This window comes from Streptomyces sp. NPDC017993 (assembly GCF_044328065.1).
Lineage (GTDB): Bacteria > Actinomycetota > Actinomycetes > Streptomycetales > Streptomycetaceae > Streptomyces.
Genome location: NZ_JBIRGO010000030.1, coordinates 34,973 through 51,725 on the forward strand (window position 1 = coordinate 34,973; position 16,753 = coordinate 51,725).

At 69.7% G+C, this 16,753-nt stretch carries 16 protein-coding genes and 1 pseudogene; 5 read left to right on the forward strand and 12 right to left on the reverse strand.

Annotated features, from left to right (window positions below):
• The first annotated feature begins 81 nt into the window (after positions 1-81).
• Positions 82-618 (forward strand): GNAT family N-acetyltransferase, encoded by a 537-nt coding sequence (locus ACH4FH_RS35520; protein WP_398560092.1) that lies wholly within the window; start codon positions 82-84, stop codon positions 616-618.
• A gap of 404 nt (positions 619-1,022) precedes the next feature.
• Here ACH4FH_RS35520 and ACH4FH_RS35525 read toward each other — a convergent pair whose 3' ends face one another.
• Positions 1,023-1,262, reverse strand: coding sequence for a hypothetical protein (locus tag ACH4FH_RS35525; RefSeq protein WP_393890920.1), 240 nt, complete (start codon positions 1,260-1,262; stop codon positions 1,023-1,025).
• Between the two features lie 880 nt (positions 1,263-2,142).
• Here ACH4FH_RS35525 and ACH4FH_RS35530 point away from each other — a divergent pair.
• From ACH4FH_RS35530 to ACH4FH_RS35540, 3 genes are all read left to right on the forward strand, one after another.
• Positions 2,143-2,805, forward strand: a complete 663-nt coding sequence (locus ACH4FH_RS35530) for a hypothetical protein (protein ID WP_398560093.1) — start codon at positions 2,143-2,145, stop codon at positions 2,803-2,805.
• Between the two features lie 27 nt (positions 2,806-2,832).
• The gene (locus ACH4FH_RS35535) at positions 2,833-3,033 is read left to right on the forward strand and encodes a hypothetical protein (protein WP_398560094.1); all 201 of its coding nucleotides are present in this window, start codon (positions 2,833-2,835) and stop codon (positions 3,031-3,033) included.
• Between the two features lie 393 nt (positions 3,034-3,426).
• Entirely contained in the window at positions 3,427-4,791 is a 1,365-nt protein-coding gene (locus ACH4FH_RS35540; protein ID WP_398560095.1) for an FAD-dependent oxidoreductase, read from the forward strand.
• 42 nt (positions 4,792-4,833) lie between these two features.
• Here ACH4FH_RS35540 and ACH4FH_RS35545 read toward each other — a convergent pair.
• Positions 4,834-5,746, reverse strand: a pseudogene (locus ACH4FH_RS35545) (LysR substrate-binding domain-containing protein).
• Positions 5,747-5,901: 155 nt separating this feature from the next.
• Here ACH4FH_RS35545 and ACH4FH_RS35550 point away from each other — a divergent pair.
• On the forward strand, positions 5,902-6,696 hold the full coding sequence (locus ACH4FH_RS35550) for an alpha/beta fold hydrolase (RefSeq protein WP_398560096.1): 795 nt from the start codon (positions 5,902-5,904) through the stop codon (positions 6,694-6,696).
• 187 nt (positions 6,697-6,883) lie between these two features.
• On the opposite strand, the gene ACH4FH_RS35555 is transcribed toward ACH4FH_RS35550, so the two are convergent.
• From ACH4FH_RS35555 to ACH4FH_RS35600, 10 genes are all read right to left on the reverse strand, one after another.
• Entirely contained in the window at positions 6,884-7,330 is a 447-nt protein-coding gene (locus ACH4FH_RS35555; RefSeq protein ID WP_398560097.1) for an RICIN domain-containing protein, read from the reverse strand.
• 146 nt (positions 7,331-7,476) lie between these two features.
• Positions 7,477-8,931 (reverse strand): Nramp family divalent metal transporter, encoded by a 1,455-nt coding sequence (locus ACH4FH_RS35560; RefSeq protein WP_398560098.1) that lies wholly within the window; start codon positions 8,929-8,931, stop codon positions 7,477-7,479.
• Positions 8,932-9,014: 83 nt separating this feature from the next.
• Positions 9,015-9,989 carry a phosphoglycerate dehydrogenase gene (locus ACH4FH_RS35565; protein WP_398560099.1) on the reverse strand — a complete coding sequence of 325 codons (975 nt, stop codon included), beginning with the start codon at positions 9,987-9,989 and terminating at the stop codon, positions 9,015-9,017.
• The gene (locus ACH4FH_RS35570) at positions 9,986-11,266 is read right to left on the reverse strand and encodes an exo-alpha-sialidase (protein WP_398560100.1); all 1,281 of its coding nucleotides are present in this window, start codon (positions 11,264-11,266) and stop codon (positions 9,986-9,988) included. The genes ACH4FH_RS35565 and ACH4FH_RS35570 overlap by 4 nt, the downstream gene beginning before the upstream one ends.
• A complete protein-coding gene (locus ACH4FH_RS35575) occupies positions 11,263-12,069 on the reverse strand; it encodes an HpcH/HpaI aldolase/citrate lyase family protein (protein WP_398560101.1) in 807 nt (268 codons plus the stop codon). The genes ACH4FH_RS35570 and ACH4FH_RS35575 overlap by 4 nt, the downstream gene beginning before the upstream one ends.
• A gap of 55 nt (positions 12,070-12,124) precedes the next feature.
• The gene (locus tag ACH4FH_RS35580; protein ID WP_398560119.1) at positions 12,125-13,042 is read right to left on the reverse strand and encodes an aldo/keto reductase; all 918 of its coding nucleotides are present in this window, start codon (positions 13,040-13,042) and stop codon (positions 12,125-12,127) included.
• Between the two features lie 71 nt (positions 13,043-13,113).
• Positions 13,114-13,953 (reverse strand): ATP-binding cassette domain-containing protein, encoded by an 840-nt coding sequence (locus tag ACH4FH_RS35585; protein ID WP_398560102.1) that lies wholly within the window; start codon positions 13,951-13,953, stop codon positions 13,114-13,116.
• A complete protein-coding gene (locus ACH4FH_RS35590; protein WP_398560103.1) occupies positions 13,950-14,909 on the reverse strand; it encodes an ABC transporter ATP-binding protein in 960 nt (319 codons plus the stop codon). The genes ACH4FH_RS35585 and ACH4FH_RS35590 overlap by 4 nt, the downstream gene beginning before the upstream one ends.
• A gap of 3 nt (positions 14,910-14,912) precedes the next feature.
• On the reverse strand, positions 14,913-15,818 hold the full coding sequence (locus ACH4FH_RS35595) for an ABC transporter permease (protein WP_398560104.1): 906 nt from the start codon (positions 15,816-15,818) through the stop codon (positions 14,913-14,915).
• 3 nt (positions 15,819-15,821) lie between these two features.
• Positions 15,822-16,751, reverse strand: a complete 930-nt coding sequence (locus ACH4FH_RS35600) for an ABC transporter permease (RefSeq protein WP_398560105.1) — start codon at positions 16,749-16,751, stop codon at positions 15,822-15,824.
• Between the last annotated feature and the right edge of the window lie 2 nt (positions 16,752-16,753).

Below are 16,753 nucleotides of genomic sequence, written 5' to 3' on the forward strand. Positions count from 1 at the left end.
TGACTCACGCCAGGCCCCTCTCCCGGAGATCGGCTGAGCAATTGCTTGGCCGGTCCTCGGAGGAGAGATCATCATGTGGGGATGTCTGAGAACCAATCCTCTGTAGCACAGACCGTCGTGCGGCTCCCTCGGTACACAAGGACGGAGCAGGACGAGATCCTCGGCGACGGCGATGATCCCTTCGGTGTCGCCGCGACCGGTTTGACCTGGCTGCCCAAGGAAGAACACTTCGGCATCAGATACGGCGACCGGCTCGTCGCACACGCCGGCCTGCTACGGCTGCCAGTTGCCGTCGGCGACATCGAGACAGAGGTGGTGGGCATCGGTGGAGTGGCTGTCGCACCCGACATGCAAGGCCAGGGTCTGGCTCGGCTCGTGGTCACAGCGGCGCTCGCCCACGCTCGAACGATGGGGCCTCAGCACGCGCTCCTGTTCTGCCGACCTCCCCTCGTACCGCTGTACCAGCGCCTCGGATGGCACCCGCTCGACAAGGACGTACTCGTCGAACAACCCGAAAGCCGCCTGGTGACCATGCCGCTACGGACAATGGTGACGCCCCTGCGCGACAACGCGTACTGGCCTTCGGAGCCAGTGCGTCTGCATTCCCTCCCGATGTGACGGGACCCTTCCGGAAGGGCCCGCCCTGCGTGGCGACAAGGGACCCACCCCTGCGCACCGGTGTCAGATCTCATTGAGATTTTCCGGCTCTGCGATCAACAAACGCTGCCCGAACTCGGCGACAAGATTCCAGTGGGTTCGGCGGCACCCGGTAAATGGGTGTCCCTGACGTGGGACCGGCGCGTATGTGGCTGCGCAAGCCGTGACAGTTTTTCTGTCGCTTCGGTCTGCTTGCCGCCCACCGTGCCGCCGCCTGCTCTGTGTTGTGATCCGCCTGATGTCCGTACGTGCTCATGTCCGTTCAACCGGGAACCGACCCAGCCGTTCCGACCGTGACGGCAGCGCAGAGCCCCGGAACATTGGAGCTGTCTCCGGGGCTTCGCCGTTGGTGTCCTGGGTGTTGACTACCTCACGAGGACGACGGAGTTGATCGGCGTCATGTTGTAGGGCGCGGATTCGCCCGTACCGCGCATCACGACGGAGCAGTTGACGCCGTTGTACCCGTAGCAGACCTGGAAGCCCGCGCCGCCGGTCTGATTGTTGACCAGCACCCGGTCGCCGGTGACGTTCGACAGGTTGTGGGAGCCGTAGCTGTAGAAAATGTTCTTGCTCAGGATGTTGCCGTTCGTCTCACGGATGCACACGGCTCCACTGGGACAGGGCGTCGCCGCACTGGCGCTGGGCGCTACGGCGAGTCCGAGCGTACCCACAGCGAGAGAGATCCCTGCGGCGGTTAAAGCGATCTTGCGCATGTTTTATTCCCCCTTTGCCTTGATGCCTCTGGTATGGGGCACCTTGCATCAGAAAATAACCCGTCTGATGGGTGCTGTCAGAAACTTGGCGAAAGTAGTGGGGGTGGGTCCGGTTTCGGTTGCCCGCAGGCGTTTCGTCAGGTCCACCTGGCGAATCTTCGGGGGACCCGCCCGGCATTCATGGTCCGGGTGACCTCGCATAACCGGGCTTTGCGGCTTCCTCTGATCGCCTGTCAAAGTCACAGTGGTCTGGTCATTGAGCCTTTTCCAACCTGCCTTAGAGGCTGACGAGTTGGTGCTGGGGTGGGTTGGTTAAGAGGTGAGGCTCCAGGTAATTGGGTTGCCCACAGTAACCAAAGCTGTCCGACCACATCACGTCTGCGATCTCCGTAGGATCGTAGGGATGTCAAGGCCGACCGCAGGAAGCGATGCACCCTTGGGCCGGGCCCGCAGACTCGCTCAGGTGTGCTTGTGATCGCCGAACGACGACATTGCCCTCGGCGCGCGCTTCCAGCGGGCGCGGACACGCCGGCCTCCTGCGTCGGCCGGGTGCAGAAGCTGGTTGCAGCCCAAGAGCCGTGCTGGGGTGACGGCGCTCGCCGTGGAGGGCGGGCCGGGCGGTGACCGCTTCAAGCTGACGCGTAATCAACTTCCTTACCTCACGGGTGATATGGCCGCAGCAGGAGAAGGTACCTTCCCGCGCAAAACAGGGGTACGGCGTGCGCATGTCACGTATACGATCTGATGCCCCCAACGGAGAAGGTCACCCCCCATGAACGCAGCATTCGCCCGGAAAACCCCCCGCCGCATTCTCCTCGTCCTCGGCAGCGTGGCGGCGCTGACCGTACCCGCCGCGACCGCCGGCGCAGCCGCCGGGAAGGCGCCGCACGCCGCCGGAAACGCCGGCCCGCGTGGCGGGTGTGTGGTGGCGTACTTCGACCTCGGCGAGACGTTGGTACACACCGCCGAGGATGACAGCGTGCGGTACATGCCTCGAGCCGCGGCCCATTTGCGCGCGCTGCGTGCCCTTCACATACCCGTCGGCCTCATCACGAACGTGCCGTCCTCCTGGGGCGCCACCGATGCCGAGCGGGCGGCGAAGCTGAAGGAGGCGGTCGATCAGGACTGGAAGGGTTCGACGCCGTTCGCGTGGGCCGACTTCGGCGACCGCATCTTCACCCCCCGCACCGAGGCGGAACGGAAGCCCGCGCCCGCTCTGTGGGAGCGGGCCAAGAAGGCTGCCGGCGGCTGTCGGGTGGTGTACGAAGCGGAGACGGCCGAAGAGGTAGCCGCGGGCGGCTCGCTCGGGTACGTCGCCTACCGAACGGGCCAGGCCGGCCGGCCCGCCTACCTTCCCGCCCCGTTCATCGCCGCGCTCGCCCAGCTGCCCGCTGCGGCCACGCCGGTGCGGCCCTCCGAGCCTCAACCACGGTAGGCAGGCAGGCGCCCCGGCGTTGAGGTGATGTCAGTCGTCGAGAACGGCGAACTCGACATGGCGGAGGCGGTACGGGTCCGCGATCACGGCGATTTCGGAGCCGCTGAGACAAGGACCCGACCGCTTCACCTCGCCGAAGTGTGCGGCCTCCACAAGAAGACCGCGATGCGCTACTCGGACTCCGAACGAGCGCTACTGGAACAGGCCGCTGAACAACAGCTTCGGTGAGGTCCGGGTCCCGCTGTCAGTCCTCGGGAGCCGCGGCGGCACGGGTGTCAGGTCCGAGGGCTGCGCCGGGAGGCCAGGCGACAGCCTGCGCTTGACCGTCGTCTCGCCCGGCGCGCCTCCGCATACGGGCGCCCGGCGCGGAACCACCCACGTCTGTTCGTGCACGCCGGTCGTGCCGCTGTGCGCCCCCGCCGCTGACGTAGGACGGAGCGGTCACGGGGTAGCTCACCAGAGCGCAGCAAAAGATCGAGTCGACTCCCGATCGGCACGCGGGGGCGTCTCCCTCGTGTACGTACGCCCAGCGGTGCGGGGTCGGCCTGTGGCATGTCCGGCCACAGGGCCGGTTCCTGTGAGCCGGTGGGACAGCAAGGGCGACGGAAGAGGTATGGGCCGATGAAGAACAGGGTCGACCGGCGCGCCGGCACGTGGGGGAAGGCAGTGGTCGTCGGGGGAGGGTATGCGGGCCTCGTGACGGCACGCGTCCTGGCCGATTATTTCTCCGAAGTGGTCATCCTGGAACAGGGCCTGGTGGACGAACGCACAGGTGCCCATCCGCATGCGCCGCAGGGCTACCACGTCCACGCCCTGCTGGCCAAGGGTGGCGAGATTCTGGAGAGGCTCTTCCCGGGGTTGCGTGCGGAACTGCAGGGAATCGGGGCACCCGTTTTCGACTACGGAGAGCGCATCAGGTTCCTTCTGCCCACAGGGTTCGCACCGAGTATTCGGACGGGCATCGAGATTCAGGCGCTCACCCGGGACGAACTGGAGCGGCGCCTGCGCGGCAAGGTGCTCGCTCTGCCTGAAGTGACGCTCCTTTCTTCCACACGGTGCGAGGGCCTGAGAACGAACAGCTCCGGCAATGTGGACAGGGTGCTGTGCCGGATGGAGGGCGCTGAGGAGCCGACGGAAATCGAAGCTGATCTGGTGGTCAACACCTCGGGGCGGTCGAGTGCTCTGGACGACTGGCTCACCGATTTGGGCCTGTCCGTGCCCGACAAGCGAGTCGTCAAAGCGAAGATCACGTACACGTCGATGACCTTCGACCAGCCGGACAAGAGCCGTCCGGATTTCGACTTGGCGTACCAGATGACCTTCGCGCCCCACATTCCCCGCGGTGGCGTCATCCTGGCTGTCGAGCGGAGCCGCTGGATGTGCTCGTTGATCGGGTTCGAGGAGCACATGCCACCGACCGAGGACGCGGCCTACCTGGGTTTTGCGAAGAGTCTGAAGAATGGCCATCTGGCTGAGCAGATCGAAGCCCGGACCAACCAAGGCCGGACTCATCGCTACACCAATATCAACAACCAGTGGTGCCTCTACCACAAGATGAAGGATTGGCCGGACCGACTCGTCGCCCTGGGCGACGCGGTCTGCGTCTCCAACCCCGTCTATGGGCAGGGCCTGACCGTGGCCGCACTGGAGGCTGATCTCCTCCACCGCACCCTGGCCAAATACGCGGCGCGCAAGGACGACCTGGATGGTCTGATCCGGGCATACCAGCGCGCGGTGGCACGCATTCTGCTGACCCCATGGACGCTGTCAAGCAATTCGGATCTCATGTGGAACCCGCACCATCAGCCCATCACGGCGAGGATCGCCCACTGGTACAACAAGCACCTCTTCGAGGTGTCGGTCCGAGACGCGCGGGTGTGGTCCCGATTCGTACGAGTGGCCAACATGGTGGCCCCGCCCACCGTACTGTTCCACCCCGCGGTGGTGGCAAAGGTCATCAGGCAGGCCCTGTTTCGCCGTACCTGACAGGCCATCCCGTTTGAGATGGGTGCCCGGTCGTGGTGGGCATCAGCGTGGAAGGCTGCCGGTGCCGCGTGACTCGACTGCCTCGTAGCAGGCTTCGATCAGGGCACGCAGCGCCGCCCGGGGCGGGCCGTTCCGCACCGCAAGGTAGGTCTGCATGAGGGGCGCCGGGCCGTTCAGGGGGCGGAACACCACGCCGGGCACGGGGAGCTGATCGGCGTGCGGGGCGTAGAAGACCGTCCAGGACGGTGAGCCGTGGCCGATGGCGGCGAGGGTGTCCTGGTCGTTGGTGAACTCCGGGCCCAGGACAGGCGTGTAGCCGGCGGCTTGGCAGGAGTGCATCACCAGGTCGTGGAGTGCGGGGTTGCGGGAGCGGGGGGAGAGCCGCAGCGGTAGTTCCGCGAGCCGGGCCAGTTCGACGGTCTCCCGCGCGGCAAGCGCGTGGCCCGCGGGCAGCGCCACCATCAGCGCGTCCTGCCACAGTGGCAGGAACTCCAGCCCAGGGAAGGCCCGTTCACCGCGCAGCAGGGCGGCGTCCAGATCACCGGGCCCGCACCTGCGCCAGCCGTTCCTCGGTGCCGCTGGTGACGAGTTCCAGCCTGGCGTGTCCGGCAAGTCGGGTGAACGCGGTGAGTACGGCGTCCAGCCGGGCCCCCAGCCCGGAGCTGGTGCCGAGGCGCACCGTCGCGGCCTGCTCGGCGCTCAGTTCGTCGATGGCCTCCCGGGCGCGCGCCTGGAGGGCGAGCATGTCCCTGGCGTACGGGAGGAGCCGGTGGCCGGCCTCGGTGAGCCGGACGACGCGGGTGGAGCGGGCGAACAGCTCGGCACCCAGTTCGCGTTCGAGCCGGCGGAGCTGCTGGCTGACCGCGGACTGCACGATGTGCAACCGCTCGGCGGCACGGCCGAAGTGCAGTTCCTCCGCCACGGTGAGGAAATAGCGCAGCTGACGCAGCTCCATGGCCCCCGCTCCTCCTGCCCGCCGTGACCAGCATTGATCACTGTTCGCGATCAGTGTAGGCGCGCATCGCTCATTGGTCGGCGGAGGTGATCGCGGTTGGCTGGGGACACCACGAACCGCGAGGCCCGCAAGGGCCCATGAGGCGATGGAGAACCATGCCCAGCCTGGACGTCAACGACACCACGCTCCACTACGAGGACGAGGGGACCGGCCCGGCGCTGCTGTTCCTGCACGGCTGGGGCACCAGCGGCCGGACCTGGGGCGCCCAGCTGCCCGACTTCACCCGGGACCACCGGGTCCTCACTGTCGACTGGCGGGGCTGCGGGCGGTCGGCCCACCCCGCCCGGGGCAACACCACCGCCGGGGTGGTCAGCGACCTGGTGGCGCTGATCGGCGCGTTGCGGCTGGACCGGCCGGTGGTCATCGGCTCGTCGATCGGCGGGACCTTCGCCACCGAACTGGGCGTACGGCGACCTGAGTTGATCGCAGGCGTGGTCCCGGTGGGCGCGCCGGGGTACTGGCCGTCGACGAGGGCTCAGGCTCAGGCGGAGCTCGTGGCCGGTCTGCGCCGCGACCGGGCCGGTACGGTCGCCGGATGGGTGCCGGGGTGGTACGCGCCGGGCACCGCGCCCGCGCTCATCGACTGGACGGTCCGCCAGATCCTGGACTCCGGCGTCTACATCGACGAGCACCAGGCCACCGCCGACTGCTACGACCCGCGCCCGATGCTGCCCGGGCTGCAGGTGACGATCCACTACCTCCACGGTGAGCTGGACACCGCGATCCCCCTGGAGGTGGCCCGGGCCTGCGCCGCCCTCACACCCGCAGCCGAGGTAAGCGTGATCGCCGGCGCCGCCCAGATGCCACACCAGGAGCGCCCCGACCGGTTCAACACCGCACTGCGCGCCTCGCTTGCCCGGATGGCTCAGGTCACCTGCGCCACCACGTAATCCGCCCGGAGATCGCATGCTTGAACCGATCCCGGGCCCCGGACGTGCCGATGGCGCCGCCCATGCCCGTGGGGTCCGGAGCGGCTCAGCCCGCGCAACGCGGCCGTGTGAACGTCGTGTATCAGATGCGTCCTGGATCGGGAGTCGACACGCAATGCCGACTCCCGCTTCCCCTCTTCCAGGAGGTCTACCGGAGCGTCCAGCGTTGGGAGTTCCCCCCGGTGCACGGCGCGGTGGAGACGCGGTCGTTCGCCATCCGCGCGAGGCACTTGTGGCTGACGCTGTTCCTGATCAGCGCGGGTTGTGTCTCGTCGACGGTCCACAGCGCCGCAGCGTCGGCAGCGGCACAGGGCTTCATGGTCAGTTGGTCATTGCGCAGTGTGAGGCACAGCTTGGTCGCCACCTGCCGCAACGCCGTGTACTCGTAGTCGTCGTTCCAGTGCCACTTTTGGTAGTCGGTGGAATTGCAGTTGAAGACGTACGGACCGTAGTCCGCACGGAAGTCCAAGCACGGCTTATCCGTGGCTTGATTCTTGAAACCTGTGGTGCGCGGTGTCGCGCTCGCCGGTGCACTGCTCAGGCTCACCGCGAGTGCGACACCCGCCCCCACGGCGGCCAGCCTCTTCAGAAGCATGAGTCCCCCTCTACTCGACGCGTTCCGCCGAGATAGTACCGAGATCTGCTCTCAATGACCCCGAAATGGGCACACATCTACTGATGACACCCAATACCCCGGCCACCTCCCGAACCGGAAGTGGTGCCGTTCCCCAGCCGGCGGTGTCACTCACCGGCCAGGCTCACCCCGAGCACGTCCAGGACCCCGTACACGCCCAGGAACACGATCGCCGCGCTGCTGACGGCGAGTGCGAAGGTCAGCCACGGGCTGCCGCGGAAGCGGCGCTCGACGCCGGTGGAGCGCAGCCGCCAGACCGCGACGACCACGGCGAGCAGGAAGGCGCCGCCGCCGATGCCGCCGATCTGCACCATCAGCACCGGTGACTGCACGAAGAGGTAGGACGCGGCCCAGAGGGCGGGCAGGCAGAAGGTGAGGATCTTGATGGTGCGCTCGCGCACGCGTACGTCATGCCAGTCGATGACGCCCAGCAGGCCCAGGGTGTTGGTCCACAGCCGCGGCACGCTGGCGGTCGAGCCGATCAGGGTCGAGAAGAGCACGGCGATGGCGCCGGCCAGGAACAGGTACTCGGCCCAGGGACCCATGGTGTCGGTGTAGACGCGCGACAGCGTCGTGATCATCGAGTTGCCCTCGGGCACCAGGTGCTGCGGGTGCAGGACGGCCGCCCCGATGACGTAGAAGGAGAGTGTGCACAGGGTGCAGACCAGCCAGCCCGCCGCGACGTCCAGGCGCATCACCTTCAGCCAGCCCTCGGCGCGCCGTGCACGCTGCTCGGTGCCGTCGTCGGGGCCGGTCCAGCGGGCGTAGCCCTTCTCGATGCACCAGTACGTGTACGTCGTCATCTCGTCGGCGCCGACGCCGGTGATGCCGAACATGGCGAGAGCGATGCCTATGGTGCCCGCGGGTATCCGGAAGCTGAGACCGCCGACCAACTCGCCCGCACCGTAGCCGAATTCGGTGAACGGCAGGCCGGCCGCCAACCCCACGGTGGCGAGGGTGAAGACCACCACGGAGGCCACACAGAGTCGCTCGACCATCCCGTACTTGCCCGAGCGCAGCAGGGCGACGGCGACCGACGTGACGACTATCGTCCAGGCCGTGAGGGAGCGGAAGCTGAGCGCCTCACCGGTGATCGGCCACAGGATCGAACAGGCCGCGGCGGTGCCGCCGATGATGCCTCCGCGTTGGAACATCTTGGCGAAGTCCATGCCGATCCAGAGCCAGTTGATCCAGCTCACGCGCCCGATACGGGGGCCGATGTCGCGGTAGCCCTCGAGTGCGGTACGGCCGTTGAGGATGGTCCAGCGGGCCAGCTCCATCTGGACCCACACCTTGACGCCCGCGCTGACGACCACCAGCCAGAGCAGCGCGAACCCGGCCCTGGCGCCGAGCGAGGTGGTCACGATCAGTTCGCCGGAGCCGACCACGGCCGCCGACAGGACGAAGCCCGGGCCGAGATGGCGCAGTCGGCCGGTGAAGGCGCCGGGTGCTTCGCGGACGTCCTCGGGCCGCAGAGCGTACGGGTCGGTGACTGCGGCCGTGGTCGCGGCTGGAGCGACCGGGCTGTCGCCGGACGTGGTCTTCGTCGCCGGTCTTGGCATGTCGGGTCCTTGGGGTCGTCCGGCTTCGTTGCCGGGACGGGTGCGGGGACGGTTGTGCCTGCGAGGGGTCGTTCGGTGCGGGGTCAGACGGCCGGGCGGAGCGGGGTCTCGCCGGCCAGGACACGGATGACGTCCTCGGTGACCATGACGCCCATGTCGCGGTTGGCCTCCTGGCTGCAGGCGGCCATGTGCGAGGTGAGCAGGACGTTCGGGGCGGTGCGCAGCGGGCTGTCGCCCAGCGGCTCCCCGGCGAAGGCGTCCAGGGCGGCCGCGCCGATGTGGCCGTCCACAAGGAGCTTGGCGAGTGCCGTCTCGTCGACGAGTCCGCCGCGCGCGGCGTTCACCAGGATCGCGCCCTGCTTCAGGGCGGCGAGGCGCCGACCGTCCAGGAGCGGGCCGGCGGAAGGGTCCGCGGGCAGGTGCAGGCTGACGACGTCCGCCTCGGCCAGACAGTCGTCGAGGCTCGCGGCCCGCGCGCCTTGCGCGGCCACGTCCTGGGCGTCCACGTACGGATCGTGGGCGATGACCCGCATCCCGAAGGCGAGGGCGTACCCGGTCAGGAGCCGTCCGATGCGGCCGAAGCCGATCACCGCCAGGGTGCGGCCCGCCAGTTCGGGGCCGAACAGTTTGGGCCAGCCGCCCCGTACCACCTGCTCGTGCGAGGCCGTGATGCGGCGGGCGCAGTCCAGGATCAGACCGAAGGTGAATTCCGCGACGGCACGGGAGTTGCTGCCCGGCGCGCAGACGACCTGGATGCCGTGGGCGCGGGCCGCGGCCAGGTCGATGGTGTCGACGCCGACCCCGTGCTTGGCGATCACCTTGAGACGGTCGGCCGCCGCGATGACGTCCGCGGTGACCGGGTCCATGCCGACGATCAGGGCGTCCACCCCGGCTATCCGCTCCCGCAGTTCCGCGCCGGGCAGCGCGGCGTCCGGGCAGGGGCGTAAGGGCCCCGCACCGGCCTCGTCGAGCAGGCGCCAGGGCTCGGGGGAGAAACGCGCGAAGGTGGGCGTGGTGATGAGAGTGGTGGTCCCGGGAGGAGCGCTGCGGGTGCTCATGCGGAGATCTCCCGGTCTGCCCAGGCCGGGCTCAGGCGCAGGTGCTTGATGGTGCGGCGGTGGTGGGTGTAGGCGATGTGGAGGCAGCCGTCCGGGGTCTGTGCGACGGAGGGGTAGGACAGTTCGCGGTTGAGGCCGTCGCGGGAGTTGTTGGTCAGGCAGTAGCCGTCGCCGGTCTCCAGGTCATGGCGCAGCGGCCAGGTCAGGCCACTGTCCGTGGACAGCGAGAGGGTCAGGGGGGCGCGGGGGGCGCCCCAGAACGCGGCGTCGGATAGCTCGGGAGTGCCGCTGCCGGTGCCGGGGCCGGCGTCCTTCGCGCTCGCGTCGTCCGACTCGACGGCGATCTCATCGATTTCATCGATCTCGTCGTACAGGGAGACGCGGCGTGCGGTGGCGTCGGCGGCGCTGCTGTGGTTGTGGACCAGGGCGAGCCGTCCGTCGGCCAACGGCAGGTACTGAATAGAGGAGTTGTTGTTCGGCACGGCCAGCGGCCGCGGTGTGGTCCAGGTCTCTCCCGCGTCGTGCGACACCGACCGGTACACGGCGTCGGCCCGGCGGCTGCGGAACAGGGCGAGCAGCGAGCTGTCCGGGAGCGGGTGGACGTTCATGTGGACGAGGCCGGTGGAGCCGGGCACCTCGTGTTCGGTCCAGGTGCGGCCCTCGTCGTCGCTGAGCATCACGGAGCTGGTGTCCTGCCCGCCCGACCACTTTTCGCCGGGCGCGGCGACGCACCGGAAGACCGGTAGCAGCAGCCGCCCCGCCTTCGCCGCGACCACGGGCTGCCGTACGAATACGCCGCCCCGGGCGGTGGCCGGGAACAGGACGCGCGAGGGACCCCAGCTCACGCCGTTGTCGCCGCTGACGCGCAGCCGGACCTCTGCGGTGTCCTGGTGCCCGGCCCGCTGTGCGGTGTGTAGCAGCCACAGTTCGCCGCCCGGCGCGGGGAACAGGAGGGGGTTCTGCTCGGAGCGGGTGGCGTCGTCGGAGAGGCGCACAGGAGCGGACCAGGTGTCGCCACCCGCGGCGAGCCGGGAGAACCACACCGAGATGTCCGCGACGCCTTCCTGGGATCCGCCGAACCAGACACAGCCCAGGTCGCCGCCGGGCAGCACCGTGAGGTTCGCGGCGTGGTTCTGCACGGCGGGGGCGGGGGCCGCCAAGTGGGCTTCCGCGCGCCCTGGTTGAGTTGAGTGGGGGCGCAGGACGCCATCGGCGTCCTGCGGTGGGAGACCGTTGCTGGTGCCGGGTGCGGCAGGCGTCGTCTGCGGGGCGCTCACCGGGACACCGTGCCCGGGCGCGCGGCGGCCAGGTGGCTGCCCGCGATCTGCTCCAGATGCACCAGGTCGCAGGCGACCGTGGCGAAGGTGAAGCCCTCGGCGAGACGCTTGGCGGCGCTCGCGCCGTCGGCGTTGTGAATCCCGGCGGCGATCCCGGCGGCGGCCGCGGCCTCGCGGACCGTGGTCAGCGCGGCCTCGAACTCGTCGGTGACCGAGGGGTCGGTCGAGGTGGCGCCGCCGATGGCGATCCGCAGGTCGGACGGGCCGATGTAGACGCCGTCGAGGCCGGGGGTCGCGCAGATCTCGGCGACGTTGGCCAGTCCGTCCGCCGTCTCGATCATCGCGAGGACGACCGTCTGCTCATGGGCGTCGGCAGGGTTGGGCCCGATCCGCAGGCCGGAGCGCATCGGGCCGTAGGAGCGGATGCCGAGCGGCGGATAGCGCACGGCGGCCACCGCGTCGGCGGCGTCCTCGGCGTTGTCGACGAGTGGGACGATGACGCCGGCCGCGCCCGCGTCGAGGGCCTTGCCGATCCAGGTGGGCTCGTTGGCCTCGACGCGGACCAGACCGACGGCGGAGGAGCCCTTGGTGTCGATCGCGGTGAGCGAGGCGAGCAGACCCGCGTACTCAAGAAGGCCGTGCTGCGCGTCCAGGGCCACGTAGTCGTAGCCGAGGCGGGCGATGCGCTCGGTGGACACGGGGGAGTCGAGGACGGACCAGTAGCCGATGAGCTGCTCGCGGGCGCGCAGGGCGGCGGCGAACGCGGCGGGGGTGCCGGGGGCGGGGGACTGTGCGGCGGTCATGCGGGAACTCCGTACGTTGTCAGGCGGGCCCGGGAGCAGGCCGGGCAGCGGGTGCTCAGCGGTTGTACGCCGGCATCGGGCCGCGCAGCGCGGCGCCGACCTCGTCGCAGGCGGCGGTCACATCGGCGGGCAGCGGCCCCGCCTGTGCGGCGGTGATATTGGCGTGCAGGTGCTCGGTGCGGGAGCTGCCGAGCAGCAGCGCATCGGTGCTGTCCTGGTCGAGGAGCCAGCGCAGGGCGAGTTCGGTGAGCGGGATGCCTGCCCTCTCGGCGATCTTCGTGAGGGCGTCGACGGCCTCGAAGAGGCGGGCGTCCCAGTAGCGCTCCTTGTACATCGCGGCCAGCTTGGAGTCGCCGAACCGCCCCTCGGCGGGGGCCTGGCCGAACTGGTGGCGGCCGGTGAGGAGGCCGCCGCCCAGCGGGTTGTAGACCATGGTGCGCAGCCCGCTGACCGCCGCGTACTCGACGTACTCCTCCTCGATGCGCCGGGCGAGCAGGTTGTGCAGCTGCTGGGCGACGACCGGGCGCGGGGCGCCCACCTCGTCGGCCACCCGCACCAGTTCGGCGATCTGCCAGGCCGCGTGGTTGGAGACGCCAAGGGAGCGGATCTTGCCCTCGGCGAGGAACTCGGCGACGGTCGCGAGAGTTTCCGCCACTGGCGTCCTCCGGTCGGGCTGGTGGAGGTAGAAGAGGTCCACATGATCTGTGCCGAGCCGGCTGAGGCTGCCTTCGAGCGCGGCGCGCAGGCCGGCGGGGGACAGCGGGGCATTTTCGCCCTGGTCGGGGTGAGCGATGCCGGCCTTGGTGGCGAGCACGATACGGTCCCGGCGCCCGGCGAGCAGCGGACCGAGGATGCGCTCGCTCTCGCCGCCCGCGTAGCCGTTGGCCGTGTCGACTCCGGTGACGCCCGCGTCGAGTGCCGCGTCCAGCATGTGCGCGGCACCCGCGCCGTCGACGGTGTCGCCGAAGGTCATGGTGCCCAGGACCAGGCGGGAGAGGGGGACGGGGATGCCGGGCAGGTCGAGGCCGATGGGGGCGGAGGTGGTCACGAGGGGGTTCCTTCCGGGGTGGTGCCGATGCTGAGCAGGTGCCGGGGTTTGACGCCCCGGATGGCGGTGGGGTCGAGCGCGGCGCGGCGCAGCGCCCGGGTGTAGGGCTCGGCGGGTGAGGCGAGGACCCCGCCGGTGGGACCGCGCTCCACGATCCGGCCGCCCCGCATCACCACGACCTCGGTGCTGATCTCCCGCACGACACCGAGGTTGTGGGCGATGACGAGATAGGCGATGCCGGTCTCGGCCTGCAACTCCCGTAGCAAAGCCAGAACTTGGGCCTGTACGGACACATCGAGCGCGGAGGTGGCCTCGTCGCACACCAGCAGGTCGGGGCGCGACGCGAGGGCTCGCGCGATGCCGATGCGCTGACGCTGGCCGCCGGAGAACTCGGCCGGCCGTCGCTGGAGCGCGGAGGCGGACAGTCCGACCCGGTCGATCAACTCGGCCGCACAGCGGGCGCGTTGGGCCCGGCTGCTTCCATCCTCCAGAAGCAGCGGCTCGGCGACGATCTCCTGGGCCGTGAGGTGGGGGTCGAGGGAGCCGTAGGGGTCCTGGAAGACCATCTGGATGCGGCGGCGCAGCGGTCGCAGGCGCCGCTCCGGCAGCGCCGCGATGTCCGTACCGTCGAAGATGATGCGTCCCGATGCGGGCTTGAGCAGCCGGACCAGGGCGCGGGCGATCGTCGACTTACCACTGCCGGACTCGCCGACGATGGCCACCGAACCGCCCTGCGGCACGCGGAAACTGACCTTGTCGACCGCACGGAACGGGCCGCGCGGGGTGGCGTATTCGACGACGAGGTCCTCGACGGTCAGGAGGGGCTGATCGGTCACGTGGCTGCTCCTTGCGTGGCGGTCGTGCCCGGCTCGGCGGATGCGCTGCCGTCGTCGGGGGCTGTGCCGTCCGCGCCCTCGTGCGTGTCGTCCTCGTGTGTGCTGTCCTCGTGTGTGCCGTCCTCGTCCCAGGCTCCGAGGCGCGGAACGGCCGCGAGCAGGTCCCGGGTGTACGGCTCGACGGGCCGTTCCACGATTTCCTGAGCGGTGCCCGACTCCACGAACCGTCCGTCCTTCATGACGTGGATGCGGTCGGACACCAGACGGGCCACCCCCAGATCATGAGTGATCATCAGCATCCCGACGCCGGTGCGTTCCTGGAGCTCCATCAGCAGGTCGAGAACGCTTGCCTGCACGGTCGCGTCCAGGGCGGACGTCGGCTCGTCGGCGACGAGGAGATCCGGCTCGGCGGCCAGGGCGATGGCGATGAGGATGCGCTGGAGCATGCCGCCGGAGAACTGGTGCGGATAGGACTTCCAGCGGGACCCCGGATCGGGGATGCGTACCTGTGCGAGCAGCTCGATGCCCCTCTCGCGGGCCTTCGCCCGGGTGAGGCCGGGATGGCGCAGCCGTACCGCGTCGCCCAGCTGCCGGCCGACGGTGTGGACCGGGCTGAGCGCGGTCATCGGGTCCTGCGGGATCAGGGATACGGTCCGGCCGCGGACCTCGCGTGCGGCGCCCGGTTCGGCGACGAGGTCGCGGCCCGCGATCCGTGCGCTGCCGGAGAGCACGGCAAGCCCCTCGGGCAGCAGCCGCAGGACGCCCATGGCGGTCGTCGACTTGCCGCAGCCCGACTCGCCGATCAGGGTGACCGTCTCGCCGCGCCGGACGGTGAAGCTCACCCCGTCCACGGCACGTACGACGCCGTGCGCGGTGACGAGTTCGACCTGGAGGTCCGTGACGTCGAGGAGGGGCGTCTCCGGACGCGACGCGTGCCGATCGCGAGGCACCGTCATGGCTCACGCTCCCTTCTGGGGCCGCGTATGGTCCCGCAGTCCGTCGCCGAGCAGGTTGACGCCCACCACCAGGAGAGCGATGACCAGACCGGGCAGGGTGACAAGCCACCAGGAGGTGGTGAGGTAGTCCTGGCCGTCGGAGATGATCCGGCCCCAGGTCGCGAACGGCCGCTGAGGGCCCGCGCCGAGGAAGCTCAGCGCACTCTCCAGGAGCACGGCTTGGGCGAGCAGCAGCAGGATCACCAGGCTCGCCGGGCGGACGATGTTCGGGATGACGTGCCGACCCAGAATCGACCAGCCGCGCAGTCCCAGGACCCGTGCGGCCGCCACGTACGGTTTCTCGCGCTCGACCAGGACGAGTGAGCGGGTGAGCCGTGCCACCTCCGGCCACTGGGCGATGGCGATCACGCAGGTGATGACGGTGACGGAAGCGCCGAACAGGGCGACCACCAGGAGCAGCATCATCAGCAGGGGCAGAGCGAGTTGGGCCTCCAGGAGCCGGGAGACGACCGCGTCGGTCCAGCCCCCGAAGTAGCCGGCCGCAGAACCCGCCACCACGCCGATGAGCCCGGAGACGACGACGGCGAGCACCCCCACGGTCAGCGACACCTGCCCGCCGTGCAGGATGCGGGAGAGCAGGTCGCGGCCCAGCTGGTCGGTGCCGAACAGATGCCCGTCGGCGAGCGGCGGCAGCCGGCGCCCGGCCAGGTTCTGGGCGTTGGCGTCGGGCAGCGGCAGCAGCCCGGCGAGGACGACGGGCAGCACGACCAGGGCGGTGCAGACGGACCCGGCCCACACCTTGAGGCGGGCGCCGCGCTGCTGCCGGGTCGCGGTGGCGCGGGCGAGTTCGCGGGCGGTGACGGCACTGGGCCGGGCCCCGGGACCCGTGCCGGTGAGGGCGGTGGCCATGGCTCAGGCCGCCTTTCCGAGTCGTACCCGCGGGTCGAGCAGCGGGTAGGCGAGGTCGACGAGGAGCTGGACGAGGATCGCGAGGGTCGCGGTGACCAGGACGGTGGCCTGGATCAGCGGGTAGTCGCGGGTCTCCAGAGCACGTACGACGAGGGAGCCGACGCCGGGCCAGCCGAAGACGACCTCGACGACCACGACACCGTTGAGCAGGGCCGCGAACCGCGTGCCGATGGCGGTGATCAGCGGGACGCCCGAGTTGGCCAGGGCGTAGCGCCAGGTCAGGGCGCGCTCGGAGACGCCGCGGGAGCGGGCGACGGTGACGTACGCGGAGCCGAGGGCGCTGCTCATCTCGCGGCGTACGAGGCGGGATATCAAGGCCAGTTGGAGGACGGCGACGGTGACCGTCGGAAGGACGAGTCCGCTCCAGGAGGTGAACCCGGAGGCGGGCAGCACCGGCAGGAGCACCGCGAAGACGGTCAGGAGCATCACGCCGGTCCAGAAGTCCGGCATGGACTGCCCGGCGACGGTGAGCACATTGGCGCCGAGCTCTCGTTTGGTGTCGGCGCGGCGTGCCATCCACACCCCGAGTGGTACGGCTGTGACGACGGTGACGGCGATCGCGGAGACGGCAAGGGTGATGGTGTACGGCATCCGGTCGAGGACCACGTCCAAGGCGGGGGAGTGGAAGGAGTAGCTGGTGCCGAGATTCCCGGTGACGAGGTCCTTGAGGAAGACCCCGTACTGGGTGAGGAGCGGATCGTCGAGGCCGAACTGTGTCCGGATGCGGGCGAGATCGGCCGTGGTGGCGTTCGGCCCCGCGTAGGAGGTGGCCGGGTCACCGGGGGCGAGGCGTACCAGGAGGAAGACGACGGTGAGGGTGAGGAATACGGTCAGCAGGCCCTGGCCGACCCGGCGGGCGAGGTAGGTCGGCATGC